This window comes from Streptomyces sp. NBC_01003, assembly GCF_045162695.1.
Taxonomy (GTDB): Bacteria; Actinomycetota; Actinomycetes; order Streptomycetales; family Streptomycetaceae; genus Streptomyces.
The window spans coordinates 7,875,996-7,888,988 of sequence record NZ_CP108707.1; the positions used below are offsets into that span (position 1 = coordinate 7,875,996).

Here is a 12,993-nt window from a genome sequence, read left to right on the forward strand (position 1 = left end):
CTGAGAATCAGCGGACCCTGACGTTCCCCCGCACTGTGAGGTATGGCACGATGCTGGCCACCCCCACCGGCACAGCCCTCACAGGAGACACTCCTAGTGCAGCACCCCGCCGTCCCGGAACTGGCGCACACCACCACCCGCCCCATCCACTGGCTCGCGACCGCCGCGGCCGTATCGGCCGTCGTCGCGGTCTCCTCGTTCCTGCAGCCCGGCGCGGCCACCGCGGCCCAGCCGGCAACGCAGTCCGTCGGCACCAGAACCGCCGCCGCACCGCCCGACCCGGCCGCCGTCCACTTCCCGCTCGAGTGCGGCCCCGCCAAGATCCTCGTGGTGAAGAAGGCCACGGGGGACCTCGATGGTGACGGCAGGCCGGAAACCGTCGCCGTGGTCCGCTGCGACGCCGGCTCCGGCACCCCGCCGAACGGCGTCTACGTCCTCACCCAGCCCCACGAGGCCAACGCCGAGCCGCGCATCGTCGCCACCCTCGTCGACCCGAAGGACCGGCTCACCGCCGACGACGTAGCGGTACGCGACAAGGCCGTCACCGCCACGCTCCTCGGCTACTCCAGCGCCGCCGTCCCCAGTTGCTGCCCCGACACCAAGGACAAGGCCAAGTGGCAGTGGAAGGGTGACGCGTTCGTGCGCTCCACTCCCGCGGAGGCCCGCAGCATCTGACGCGCAACATACGGAAGGGGCCCGTGCCCGCCGGGAACGGCGGCACGGGCCCCTTCCGTTGGCCTTGCCCTACGTCGAGTGACGCCCAGGAACCTCGCGGTCACTCCGCGTCAGGACCGTAGACCTCCACCCTGTCCGAAACGCGACGTACATGAATGCAGTCGCCCGGGCACTCCTTCGCGGAGTCCACGACATCGTTCAACAGCGGCAGCGGCACCGGGGTGGTGGCCCCCTGTGCCTGCAACAGCTCGTCCTCCGCGCCCTTCACATAGGCCAGTCCGTCGATGTCCAGCTCGAAGACCTCCGGCGCGTACTGCGCGCAGATCCCGTCGCCGGTGCAGAGGTCCTGGTCGATCCACACCTCAAGGGCGACACCGCTGTCGATGCCGGATCCGGCCTCCTGCTGCACGCTCATATCTCCTGCCGTTTCCTGCCTCGAACCGCCCCGCGTACCAGCAAGTCGGGCCAGCTCCGACGGGTGTTGAACACTTCGACCCTACAACCGCCTGCTTTCCGATGTTGTTGGGTGGGTATTCCCCTGGCGTGAGGGAGAGCGCAAGGGTGAAGATCGGACACACCCCCTTCGTCTTTGTGATCTAGGGGTTTCAATCGACACCCACCCAGGTAGGGTCTGGAAGCGTCCAGCTCCCCTTGGAGGAGGTGAGGACCGTGGCAGCCCACGACGACGACATGAACCGCGGCATCCGCCCGGGAAGAGGGTCCGACGACCCCGCCGGTCAGATTGCCTATCTTGAGCAGGAGATCGCCGTCCTGCGACGCAAGCTCGCCGACTCTCCGCGTCATACGAGGATTCTCGAAGAGCGGATCGTCGAGCTGCAGACCAACCTGGCCGGCGTGTCCGCACAGAACGAGCGGCTCGCCAACACGCTCAGGGAGGCCCGCGACCAGATCGTGGCCCTCAAGGAGGAAGTCGACCGGCTCGCACAGCCGCCGGCCGGCTTCGGAGTCTTCCTCGTGGCGAACGAGGACGGTACCGCCGACATCTTCACCGGCGGCCGCAAGCTCCGGGTGAACGTGAGCCCCAGCGTGGAGCTCGAAGAGCTCAGGCGCGGCCAGGAAGTGATGCTCAACGAAGCGCTCAACGTGGTCGAGGCCATGGAGTACGAGAGCGTCGGCGACATCGTCACCCTCAAGGAGATCCTCGAGGACGGCGAGCGCGCCCTGGTGGTGGGGCACACCGATGAAGAACGCGTGGTCCGGCTCGCCGAACCACTCCTCGACATCAACATCCGCCCCGGCGACGCCCTCCTGCTCGAACCCCGATCCGGCTATGTCTACGAAGTCGTACCCAAGAGCGAAGTCGAAGAGCTCGTCCTCGAAGAGGTCCCGGACATCGGCTACGAGCAGATCGGCGGTCTGGGCAACCAGATCGAACTGATCCGCGACGCGGTCGAGCTCCCCTACCTCTACCCGGACCTGTTCAAGGAGCACGAGCTGCGGCCGCCCAAGGGCGTCCTGCTCTACGGGCCTCCCGGCTGCGGCAAGACCCTGATCGCCAAGGCGGTGGCCAACTCCCTTGCCAAGAAGGTCGCGGAAGTGACCGGACAGGCCACGGGCAAGAGCTTCTTCCTCAACATCAAGGGTCCCGAACTGCTCAACAAGTACGTCGGCGAGACCGAGCGGCAGATCCGCCTCGTCTTCCAGCGTGCGCGTGAGAAGGCCAGCGAGGGCACACCCGTCATCGTCTTCTTCGACGAGATGGAGTCCCTCTTCCGCACCCGCGGATCCGGCGTCAGCTCGGACGTGGAGAACACCATCGTCCCCCAGCTGCTCGCCGAGATCGACGGCGTGGAGGGCCTGGAGAACGTGGTCGTGATCGGCGCCTCCAACCGTGAGGACATGATCGACCCCGCGATCCTGCGGCCCGGACGACTCGACGTGAAGATCAAGATCGAGCGCCCGGACGCCGAAGCGGCCAAGGACATCTTCGCCAAGTACCTGACCGCCCGCCTCCCGCTGCACTCCGACGACCTCGGAGAGCACGGCGGCGACCGCGCCAGCACGGTCCACGGAATGATCCAGACCGCCGTGGAGCAGATGTACGCGGAAAGCGAGGAGAACCGCTTCCTCGAGGTCACGTACGCCAACGGAGACAAGGAAGTCCTGTACTTCAAGGACTTCAACTCGGGCGCCATGATCGAGAACATCGTCGGACGCGCCAAGAAGGCAGCCATCAAGGCCTTCCTCGAACACAACCAGAAGGGCCTCAGGGTCTCCCACCTCCTCCAGGCTTGCGTGGACGAGTTCAAGGAGAACGAGGACCTGCCGAACACCACCAACCCGGACGACTGGGCTCGCATCTCCGGTAAGAAGGGCGAACGGATCGTTTACATCCGTACGCTCGTCACCGGAAAGCAGGGCGCGGACACCGGCCGCTCCATCGACACGGTGGCGAACACCGGGCAGTACCTGTAAAAGGCAGGGCGGCTGCGGGTGCCTCTACCGGGTACCCGCAGCCGACTGTTTTCCAGGCAACAATTCCGGCCGACTTTCCGGTTTCCCGGCAGTGGCCGACTCGCAGGCACAGCGACAGCAATGACGGTAATGATCTCCCCACCGGCGCATAGGCGTTCTAGGCTCTTCGGTACCGCCGAGTCGCGCAGCGCGGGGACGGGCACCGCACGCGCACTGGAGAACCAGCGGTACTTGAGCGCCGCCCCCGAACGGGGGCGCCGCCGGGCAAGGAGGGCCGCATGACCGTACGGCGAGTAATGGGCATCGAGACGGAGTACGGGATCTCCGTCCCCGGCCACCCCAACGCCAATGCCATGCTCACCTCATCCCAGATCGTCAACGCCTACGCGGCGGCGATGCACCGGGCGCGCCGCGCCCGCTGGGACTTCGAGGAGGAGAATCCGCTGCGCGACGCGCGAGGCTTCGACCTCGCCCGTGAGGTCGCCGACTCCAGCCAGCTCACCGACGAGGACATCGGCCTGGCCAATGTCATCCTCACCAACGGTGCCCGCCTGTACGTCGACCACGCACACCCCGAATACAGCGCCCCCGAGGTCACCAACCCGCGGGACGCCGTCCTGTGGGACAAGGCCGGCGAGCGCATCATGGCCGAGGCCGCCGAGCGCGCCGCCCAGCTCCCAGGCGCCCAGCCGATCCACCTCTACAAGAACAACACCGACAACAAGGGCGCCTCCTACGGCACGCACGAGAACTACCTGATGAAGCGGGAGACCCCCTTCTCGGACATCGTGCGCCACCTGACGCCCTTCTTCGTCTCCCGCCAGGTCGTCACCGGTGCGGGCCGCGTCGGCATCGGCCAGGACGGCCACGAGCACGGCTTCCAGCTCAGCCAGCGCGCGGACTACTTCGAGGTCGAGGTCGGCCTGGAGACGACCCTCAAGCGCCCCATCATCAACACCAGGGACGAGCCGCACGCAGACGCGGAGAAGTACCGCCGCCTGCACGTGATCATCGGCGACGCGAACCTCTCCGAGATCTCGACCTATCTCAAGCTGGGCACGACGGCCCTGGTCCTCTCCATGATCGAGGACGGCTTCATCGCCGTCGACCTGGCCGTGGACCAGCCCGTACGCACCCTCCACCAGGTCTCCCACGACCCCGGCCTGCAACATCTGGTCACCCTCCGCAGCGGCCGCACGCTCACCGCGGTGCAGCTCCAGATGGAGTACTTCGAGCTGGCCAGGAAGTACGTCGAGGAGCGCTACGGGGCGGACGCCGACGAGCAGACCAAGGACGTCCTGACCCGCTGGGAGGACGTACTCGGCCGCCTGGAGACCGACCCGATGAGCCTGGCCGGAGAGCTCGACTGGGTCGCCAAGCGGCAGCTCATGGAGGGATACCGCCGCCGCGACAACCTCGACTGGGATGCCGCCCGGCTCCACCTCGTCGACCTCCAGTACGCCGACGTGAGGGCCGAGAAGGGCCTGTACAACCGTCTCGTGGCCCGCGGCCGGATGAAGCGGCTCCTGGACGAGTCGGAGGTCGAGAGGGCCCGTACGAAGCCGCCGGAGGACACCAGGGCGTACTTCCGCGGGCGCTGCCTGGAGCAGTACGCGGACGACGTCGCCGCGGCCTCCTGGGACTCGGTGATCTTCGACCTGCCCGGTCGTGACTCCCTGCAGCGCGTCCCAACCCTCGAACCCCTTCGCGGAACGCGTAATCACGTGAAGGAGCTGCTCGACCGGTGCCGCACGGCCGAAGATCTGGTCCGGGTGCTGTCCGGAGGCTGAAAGGCCGGCGGCAGGGGAATCACATGGGTGGGCCTCGCACGTTGGACGAACTGCGGGGCCGATGTCGGACCCGGCTTGTAGGGTCTGATCAAGAACGTCGAACCGAGCGGGGTGAGGTAGATGGCGACCAAGGACACCGGCGGCGGACAGCAGAAGGCGACGCGTTCCACCGAGGAGGTCGAGGAGCAGGCGCAGGACGCGCAGGCTTCCGAGGACCTCAAGGAACGCCAGGAGAAGCTGAGCGACGACGTGGACTCCGTGCTGGACGAGATCGACGATGTCTTGGAGGAGAACGCAGAGGACTTCGTGCGCTCCTTCGTTCAGAAGGGTGGAGAGTGATTTCACCTTCAAATCGAAGGGGATAGGGGCTTCGGGGTTGTCGGGTGACGAGAGTGTGAAGCGTTGCTCGCGGTGTCAGGAACACAAGCCGCGGGCAGCCTTCGCGAGCAACAAGGCAATGTGTGACGGGCTCCAGGCCTACTGTCGGGTGTGCGCGGCTGCGTACCACCAACAGCGCCAACTGGCTAAGGGGCGCAATGTTCGTCCCCGAGTGGAAGCGCCGGATGGCCACAAATACTGCCGGACGTGCGGCGAGATCAAGCCGCACAGCGAGTGGACCAAGAACCGCACGGCATCTGACGGGCTCGCGACGCTTTGCAAGACATGTAAGGCCGAGAAGGGGCGCGCCCACTACCTCAAGCGCAACTACAACCTCACCGAGGCCCAGCGTGACGAGATGATCGCCTCCCAGATGGGGATCTGCGTGATCTGTCTCAAGGCCCCCGCAGCTCATGTGGATCACTGCCACGAGGCGGGTAGGGTCCGTGGCGTACTGTGCTTCAACTGCAATTCGGCCATCGGCAAGTTGGGAGATGATCCCGACGCCATCCGTCGGGCCGCCGCCTATGTGGAAGGAATCGCGTGGAAGCCAACACTCGTAGCACCGGGCGTCTACCAGCTGCCTTCCTGACGCCCGGGTCGTCGTCCTTCGTGGACTTTCTGGCCGTGCACCAGCCTGAAATCCTGCCCGGGAACCGCGAGTTGCCGGTGAAGGGTGCGATCGAGGCGCCGCACGGGACGACGATCGTGTCCGTCACATTCCCCGGCGGTGTGGTCCTCGCCGGTGACCGCCGGGCCACCATGGGCAACATGATCGCTCAGCGCGACATCGAGAAGGTCTTTCCGGCGGACGAGTACTCGGCGGTGGGCATCGCCGGTACGGCCGGTCTGGCCGTGGAGATGGTGAAGCTCTTCCAGCTGGAGCTGGAGCACTTCGAGAAGGTGGAAGGCGCCCAGCTGTCGCTGGAGGGCAAGGCGAACCGGCTGTCGACCATGATCCGGTCGAACCTCGGCATGGCCATGCAGGGCCTCGCCGTGGTGCCGCTGTTCGCGGGGTACGACGTGGACCGCGGCAAGGGCCGCATCTTCTCGTACGACGTCACGGGCGGGCGGAGCGAGGAGCACGGGTATGCGTCGACCGGTTCCGGTTCGATCTTTGCGCGTGGGGCGATGAAGAAGCTCTACCGCGACGATCTGACGGAGTCGGAGGCGACGACGCTGGTCGTGCAGGCGCTCTACGACGCGGCGGACGACGACTCGGCGACCGGTGGTCCCGATGTGGCGCGCCGGATCTATCCGATCGTCACGGTGATCACGGACGACGGTTTCCGCCGGCTCACCGATGAGGAGGGTTCGGAGATCGCCCGTTCCATCCTGGAGCGCCGGCTGGAGCAGCCCGACGGCCCGCGGGCCGCGCTTCTCTGACCGGTGTGTATCCGTCATGCCCGAAGCGCCATTCGCCCGAGACTTGAGTCACTGAGTCATTGACAGAAAGGGACGGACAGCCGGTGTCGACGCCGTTCTATGTCTCACCCCAGCAGGCCATGGCCGACCGGGCGGAGTACGCCCGCAAGGGCATCGCCCGCGGTCGCAGCCTGGTTGTGCTGCAGTACGCCGATGGCATCGTGTTCGTCGGCGAGAACCCGTCCCGCGCGCTGCACAAGTTCAGCGAGATCTATGACCGGATCGGCTTCGCCGCCGCCGGCAAGTACAACGAGTACGAGAACCTGCGGATCGGCGGTGTGCGCTACGCCGACCTGCGGGGTTACACCTACGACCGCGACGATGTGACGGCGCGTGGCCTGGCGAACGTGTACGCACAGACGCTGGGCACGATCTTCTCGAGCAGCGCCGAGAAGCCGTACGAGGTGGAACTGGTCGTCGCCGAGGTCGGGTCCGAGCCCGAGGGTGACCAGATCTACCGCCTTCCGCACGACGGCTCGATCGTCGACGAGCACGGCTCGGTCGCGGTCGGGGGTAACGCGGAGCAGATCAGCACCTATCTGGATCAGCGCCACCGGGACGGGATGACTCTCGCGGAGGCGTTGAAGCTGGCGGTGCAGGCGCTGTCGCGGGACACCAACGGCAGTGAGCGGGAGATCCCCGCGGAGCGGCTCGAGGTAGCGGTTCTCGACCGCACGCGCCCGCAGCAGCGGAAGTTCAAGCGCATTGTGGGTCCGCAGTTGTCGCGGCTGCTGGAGGCCGGTGCGGCGACGTCCGCCGAGCCGGTGGAGAGCAGTGACGCGGAGTCCGACGACGAGGAGTGAGCAGGGTTTCCTGCTGAAGTGTGCGGCGCCCCGATCGCAGTAGCGGTCGGGGCGCCGTTCGCCGTATCAGCCGGCGGGCGCGGCGGTGGAGCCGCGGACGACCAACTCGACGGGGAGTGCGGTGGTTTCCGGGGTGCGGCCGTCCAGGACGGCGAGGAGCGCGGCCATGCCTCGCTCGCCGAAGAGCTCAGCGGGGAGCCGGACGGTGGTGAGTTCGGGTTCGACGGCGGTGGCGAGGGCGAGGTCGTCGAAGCCGGTGACGGAGAGGTCGTCGGGGATGCGCAGGCCCAGTCTGCGGGCGGCTTTGTAGGCGCCGGTGGCGAGTTTGTCGTCGTCGCAGACGATGGCGGTGGGGCGGGGGCCGGGGGCGGTGAGCGCGGCCTGTGCGGCGGTGCGGGCTGCCTCGACCGTCAGGTGTGAGTGCACGGTGCGGACGTGGGTTTCGGGGACACGGGCGGTGCGGCCGGCGAGTTCGTGGGCGCGTACGTCGAAGGTCCAGGAGGGCACGGCGGACGCGAGGTGCAGGAAGCGGCGGTGGCCGAGGGCGAGCAGATGGTCCGTCACCTGGCGCATTCCGTCGGCGATGTCGAGGTTGACGGTGGCGGCTCCGGTGGCAGCCGTGTCGTCGGGGTCGCTGTCGAGCATGACGAGGGGGAGTCCGTCGCCGCGGATGGCGGTGACGGCGTCGGAGGCCATGGAGGAGGCGAGTACGCCGTCGAGGGCCGCGCGTGCGGAGTCGAAGGGGTCGCGGGCGGGGCCGATGCCTTCGGGGGAGGGGTAGAGCACGACGCCGAAGCCGTGCTCGGCTGCGACGCGGGCGGCGCCGGTGTAGACGCCGGCGAAGAACTCGTTGGTGAGGGCGGGGACCACGAGGAGGGCGGTGCGGGTGCGGCCGAGGCGCAGGTTGCGGGCGGCGAGGTTGGGGCGGTAGCCGAGGTCGCGGGCGGCGGCGCGGACGCGTTCGGCGGTGGCTTCGGCGACGCGGCCGCGCCATTTGTCGCCGAGTACGAGGGAGACGGCGGCCTGGGAGACTCCGGCGGCGCGGGCGACGTCGCGGCTGGTGGGGCGCGCGGGGGCCGTCTCGTCTGACCCGGTCGTCACTCTTGCCTCCGTGGGGTGTGCGGCGGGGCCTTCGGGTGGACCCGTGGCCTGCGGACATGGTACGTATGACCCTCGAAGTTATACGTAAAACTTAGGGCGCCTCGGGGCGGCGAGAGGGCGGGCGATGGCCGCGGGATATGCGGAGATCCTCAAGGCGCGGCACGCGACGCGGCTGCTGGTGGGCACCCTGGTGGGGCGGCTGCCGAACGCGACGGCCGCCATCGCGATCGTGCTGTTCGTCCGCGCGGAGGGCGGCACGTACAGCCTGGCCGGGGCACTCGCCGCGGTGTACGGCGTCGCCAACGCGGTGGGGCAGCCGCTGCTCGGCCGGCTCGTGGACCTGCGGGGACAGCCGAGAGTGCAGCTCCCGGCGGCGCTGGCGTCGGCACTCGCCATGACCGTCTTCGCCTTCGCCGGGACCGGATCACCGGCGCTCGCGTACGTCTCGGTGGCCGCGGCCGGACTGTTCACGCCGCCGCTCGAGGGCGGACTGCGCGCGCTGTGGCCGAACGTGCTGCCGCGCGAGGATCAGGTCCACACCGCGTACGCGATGGACGCCGTGGCGCAGGAAGTCATGTTCACCGTCGGGCCGTTGCTCGTCACTGTGTGCGTGTCCCTGTGGTCGGCGCAGGCCGCGCTCACCGTCCTGAACGTCGTCGGTGTGCTCGGCGCGCTCTCGGTGGTGGTGTCGCAGCCGTCGCGCGCGTGGCGCTCGGCGCCGCGTGAGGCGCACTGGCTGGGCGCCCTGCGCTCGCCGGGACTCCTCGCGCTCCTCGGTGCGTTCCTGTTCATCGGGACGGCGCTGGGCTCGATCACGGTGGCGGGTGTCTCGTACGCGGACGGGCACGGCGGTGACGTGACGTACGGCTGGCTGATGGCGGCGCTCGGGCTGGGCGCGCTGGCCGGTGGCTCCGTGTACGGGGCGCGGCAGTGGGCCGGCGTCCCCGAGCGGCGGTTGCGGTGGCTGGTGGCCCTGCTGGCCCTCTTCTACGTGCCGCTGGTGCTGATGCCGGGCGTCGTGGCGATGACAGCGCTGACGGCGCTCGCGGGTGTGTTCCTCGCCCCGTCGATCGCGTGCGCGTTCATCATCGTGGACCGGCACGCGCCGCGGGGCACGGTGACGGAGGCGTTCTCGTGGCTCGTGACGACGTTCACGGTGGGTACGTCGGTCGGAACCGCCGTGGCCGGACCGGTCGTCGAGTGGGGCGGTACGGTGTGGGGCTTCGCCGTTCCCGGAGCGGCCGGGGTGGCCGCGCTGCTCGTGCTCCTCGCCACCGGACGGGTCCTCGCAGCTCCCCGTGGCGCCGGGCGTGTCGCGGGCTCATCGGAAAATGATCGAAACGGTGCTGTCGAACCCGGTTTCAGTACAGGGCATCAGGCGTAATGTTCACTCATGGACCGCCGCATTTTCGGGCTGGAGAACGAGTACGGCGTCACATGTACGTTTAGGGGACAGCGCCGCCTGTCTCCTGACGAGGTGGCGCGGTACCTCTTCCGCCGTGTCGTGTCATGGGGCCGCAGCAGCAATGTCTTTCTGCGGAACGGCGCCCGCCTCTATCTCGATGTCGGGTCACATCCGGAATACGCAACTCCTGAATGTGACAACGTGACCGAGTTGGTCACGCACGACAAAGCGGGCGAGCGCATTCTGGAAGGCCTGCTCGTCGACGCCGAACGCCGCCTGCACGAGGAGGGAATCGCGGGCGACGTCTATCTCTTCAAGAACAACACCGACTCGGCGGGAAACTCCTACGGCTGCCACGAGAACTATCTGGTGGCCCGTCACGGGGAGTTCTCGCGACTCGCGGACATCCTCATTCCGTTCCTGGTCACACGGCAACTGCTGTGTGGCGCGGGCAAGGTGCTGCAGACTCCGCGCGGTGCCGTGTACTGCGTGAGCCAGCGTGCCGAGCACATCTGGGAGGGCGTGTCCTCCGCGACCACGCGTTCCCGCCCCATCATCAACACCCGCGACGAACCGCACGCGGACGCCGAGCGCTACCGGCGCCTGCACGTCATCGTCGGCGACTCGAACATGTCCGAGACGACGATGCTCCTCAAGGTGGGCGCCACCGACCTCGTGCTCCGCATGATCGAGGCGGGCACGGTCATGCGTGACCTCACACTGGAGAACCCGATCCGGGCCATCCGCGAGGTCAGCCACGACATCACCGGCCGGCGCAAGGTGCGTCTGGCCAGTGGCCGCGAGGCATCCGCCCTCGAGGTGCAGCGCGAGTACTACGAGAAGGCCGTGGACTTCTGCGAGCGCCGCGGGATCCGCACCGGCACCGTCGAGCAGGTCCTCGAACTGTGGGGCCGCGTTCTCGACTCGATCGAGGCCGAGGACCTCGACCGGATCGGCACCGAGATCGACTGGGTGATGAAGTACAAGCTCATCGAGCGGTACCGGGCCAAGCACAACATGACCATGTCGCATCCGCGGGTCGCTCAGATAGACCTCGCGTATCACGACATCCACCGCCGCAGGGGCCTCTACTACCTTCTGGAGAGGAAGGGACAGGCGGCCCGCATCTGCAACGACCTCAAGATCTTCGAAGGCAAGTCGGTGCCGCCGCAGACCACGCGCGCGAGGCTGCGGGGCGACTTCATCCGCAGGGCCCAGGAACAGCGCCGTGACTTCACGGTCGACTGGGTGCACCTGAAGCTGAACGACCAGGCGCAGCGGACGGTGCTGTGCAAGGACCCCTTCCGGTCGGTGGACGACCGGGTGGAGAAGCTGATCGCCGGAATGTAGGACGACCGGCTCACCCCCGACCCGGGGCCCCGTACAAGATCCGTGTACGGGGCCCTTTGGTGCGCGTGCGGTACCCCGGGTAAGGGACGGGAGGGCCTACAGTGGCTGGACCGTACTCACGTAACCCGCAACCTGAGGATCACTGTGCGACGCCGACTTGCTGCTCTGCTCATCGTCCCGGCTCTGGCGCTGACCGCGACGGCGTGCGGGGGTGATGACAACAAGAAGAGCGACACGGACAAGGCGGATTCGGCGTCCCCTTCGCCCAAGGCCGAGGCGGCCGCGCCCAAGCCCGTCGACTCGGCGTCGCCCATGCCGGAGATCAGCGGCGACTTCGGCAAGCAGGCCAAGATCACCGTGCCGAAGGCCGCGCCGAGCGGCAAGTTCGTCGTGCACACGCTGTCGCAGGGTGACGGCGCCGTGGTCAAGAAGGACGACCTGGTGTCGATGAACTTCACCGGCAAGGTCTGGAAGAGCGGCAAGGACCTCGGCAGCTCCTACCAGTCGGGCGGCACCCCGCAGCTGATCACCGCGGGTTCCAAGGCCGTCATCCCGGCGTTCGCGGACGCCCTGGTCGGCCAGAAGGAGGGCAGCCGCGTCCTCGTCGTCGCGCCGCCCGCCGCCGGCTTCGGCAGCCAGGGCAACCAGCAGGCCGGCGTCACCGGCACCGACACGCTGGTCTTCGCGATCGACGTCGGCAAGGTCACCCCGAAGATGGTGACGGGCACGCAGGCGTCCATCCCGTCGAACCTGCCGCAGATCAAGGCCGACAAGCCGGAGCCCGCGACGATCTCCGTGCCGAAGAACGACCCGCCGAAGAAGCTGGTCGACCAGGTCCTGATCCAGGGCAAGGGCGACGAGGTCAAGAGCGGCAAGACGGTCACCATGCAGTACAGCGGTGCCGCCTGGAAGATCAACGAGGGCAAGCCGAAGGCGACGCTCTTCGACTCGTCGTGGAACACCGGCCAGCCCTTCACCACGGTGATCGGCCAGGGCCAGGTCATCCCGGGCTGGGACAAGGGTCTCGTCGGCAAGCACGTGGGTGACCGAGTCCTCCTGGTGATCCCCGCCGACCAGGCGTACGGCAAGGAGGCCAAGGGCGACACGCTCCCGGCCAACTCGACGCTCGTGTTCGTCGTCGACATCCTGGCCACGTCCTGACCCTGCGGGATGCAAGACTGTCCGGGTTGCCCAACCGTTTAGCAGCAGGAGCAAGAGACGTGAGCATCGAGAAGCCCGAGATCGACTTCCCCGAGGGCCAGCCGCCGGCTGACCTGGAGATCAAGGAGATCTGGGAGGGTGACGGCGCTGTCGCCAAGCCCGGCGACTACGTCAAGGTCCACTACGTGGGCGTGGCCTTCTCCACCGGTGAGGAATTCGACGCCTCCTGGAACCGCGGCAATCCGCTGGAGTTCCAGCTCGGCGCCGGCCAGGTCATCACCGGCTGGGACAAGGGCATCCAGGGCATGAAGGTCGGCGGCCGTCGCCGGCTGACCATCCCCGCCCACCTCGCCTACGGCGACCGTGGCGCCGGCGGCGGCGTGATCGCCCCCGGCGAGACGCTGATCTTCGTCTGCGACCTGGTCGCGGTCTGATCAGGCTGTCACCACAAGCGGTCATCTGAAGGCCC

The 12,993-nt window shown here is 67.9% G+C and carries 13 protein-coding genes; 11 read left to right on the forward strand and 2 right to left on the reverse strand.

What is annotated here, in order from left to right:
• Positions 1-96 precede the first annotated feature (96 nt).
• The gene (locus OG698_RS35890) at positions 97-675 is read left to right on the forward strand and encodes a hypothetical protein (protein WP_406108000.1); all 579 of its coding nucleotides are present in this window, start codon (positions 97-99) and stop codon (positions 673-675) included.
• Between the two features lie 100 nt (positions 676-775).
• On the opposite strand, the gene OG698_RS35895 is transcribed toward OG698_RS35890, so the two are convergent.
• Entirely contained in the window at positions 776-1,090 is a 315-nt protein-coding gene (locus OG698_RS35895; protein ID WP_100597123.1) for a ferredoxin, read from the reverse strand.
• 254 nt (positions 1,091-1,344) lie between these two features.
• On the opposite strand from OG698_RS35895, the gene arc reads away from it, so the two are divergent.
• The 6 genes from arc to prcA all read left to right on the forward strand — a co-directional run bounded on the left by arc (position 1,345) and on the right by prcA (position 7,507).
• Positions 1,345-3,111 carry a proteasome ATPase gene (gene arc / locus OG698_RS35900; RefSeq protein WP_100597121.1) on the forward strand — a complete coding sequence of 589 codons (1,767 nt, stop codon included), beginning with the start codon at positions 1,345-1,347 and terminating at the stop codon, positions 3,109-3,111.
• Between the two features lie 278 nt (positions 3,112-3,389).
• On the forward strand, positions 3,390-4,901 hold the full coding sequence (dop, locus tag OG698_RS35905; protein ID WP_351256679.1) for a depupylase/deamidase Dop: 1,512 nt from the start codon (positions 3,390-3,392) through the stop codon (positions 4,899-4,901).
• Positions 4,902-5,021: 120 nt separating this feature from the next.
• Positions 5,022-5,240, forward strand: a complete 219-nt coding sequence (locus tag OG698_RS35910) for a ubiquitin-like protein Pup (protein WP_011027899.1) — start codon at positions 5,022-5,024, stop codon at positions 5,238-5,240.
• 55 nt (positions 5,241-5,295) lie between these two features.
• Positions 5,296-5,871 (forward strand): endonuclease VII domain-containing protein, encoded by a 576-nt coding sequence (locus OG698_RS35915; protein ID WP_406111487.1) that lies wholly within the window; start codon positions 5,296-5,298, stop codon positions 5,869-5,871.
• Entirely contained in the window at positions 5,823-6,665 is an 843-nt protein-coding gene (gene prcB, locus OG698_RS35920; RefSeq protein WP_406108003.1) for a proteasome subunit beta, read from the forward strand. Before OG698_RS35915 ends, prcB begins: the two co-directional genes overlap by 49 nt.
• Before the next feature lie 83 nt (positions 6,666-6,748).
• Positions 6,749-7,507 carry a proteasome subunit alpha gene (gene prcA / locus OG698_RS35925; RefSeq protein ID WP_366119891.1) on the forward strand — a complete coding sequence of 253 codons (759 nt, stop codon included), beginning with the start codon at positions 6,749-6,751 and terminating at the stop codon, positions 7,505-7,507.
• Between the two features lie 66 nt (positions 7,508-7,573).
• On the opposite strand, the gene OG698_RS35930 is transcribed toward prcA, so the two are convergent.
• A complete protein-coding gene (locus OG698_RS35930) occupies positions 7,574-8,608 on the reverse strand; it encodes a LacI family DNA-binding transcriptional regulator (RefSeq protein WP_406108006.1) in 1,035 nt (344 codons plus the stop codon).
• A 124-nt stretch (positions 8,609-8,732) separates the two neighbouring features.
• Here OG698_RS35930 and OG698_RS35935 point away from each other — a divergent pair, with 124 nt between their 5' ends.
• The 4 genes from OG698_RS35935 (at position 8,733) to OG698_RS35950 (ending at position 12,958) form a co-directional block, all read left to right on the forward strand.
• On the forward strand, positions 8,733-9,992 hold the full coding sequence (locus OG698_RS35935; protein WP_406108007.1) for an MFS transporter: 1,260 nt from the start codon (positions 8,733-8,735) through the stop codon (positions 9,990-9,992).
• Between the two features lie 9 nt (positions 9,993-10,001).
• Positions 10,002-11,363, forward strand: a complete 1,362-nt coding sequence (gene pafA / locus OG698_RS35940) for a Pup--protein ligase (protein ID WP_030606492.1) — start codon at positions 10,002-10,004, stop codon at positions 11,361-11,363.
• A 144-nt stretch (positions 11,364-11,507) separates the two neighbouring features.
• On the forward strand, positions 11,508-12,524 hold the full coding sequence (locus tag OG698_RS35945) for an FKBP-type peptidyl-prolyl cis-trans isomerase (protein WP_406108009.1): 1,017 nt from the start codon (positions 11,508-11,510) through the stop codon (positions 12,522-12,524).
• Positions 12,525-12,583: 59 nt separating this feature from the next.
• Positions 12,584-12,958 carry an FKBP-type peptidyl-prolyl cis-trans isomerase gene (locus tag OG698_RS35950; protein ID WP_376257213.1) on the forward strand — a complete coding sequence of 125 codons (375 nt, stop codon included), beginning with the start codon at positions 12,584-12,586 and terminating at the stop codon, positions 12,956-12,958.
• Positions 12,959-12,993: the final 35 nt, after the last annotated feature.

What these genes read in the sequence shown, in the direction of transcription:
- OG698_RS35910 (WP_011027899.1), top strand. Translation starts at nt 5,022, where the DNA reads ATGGCGACCAAGGACACCGGCGGCGGACAGCAGAAGGCGACGCGTTCC.
- OG698_RS35935 (WP_406108007.1), top strand. Translation starts at nt 8,733, where the DNA reads ATGGCCGCGGGATATGCGGAGATCCTCAAGGCGCGGCACGCGACGCGG.
- dop (WP_351256679.1), top strand. Translation starts at nt 3,390, where the DNA reads ATGACCGTACGGCGAGTAATGGGCATCGAGACGGAGTACGGGATCTCC.
- OG698_RS35895 (WP_100597123.1), bottom strand. Translation starts at nt 1,090, where the DNA reads ATGAGCGTGCAGCAGGAGGCCGGATCCGGCATCGACAGCGGTGTCGCC.
- pafA (WP_030606492.1), top strand. Translation starts at nt 10,002, where the DNA reads ATGGACCGCCGCATTTTCGGGCTGGAGAACGAGTACGGCGTCACATGT.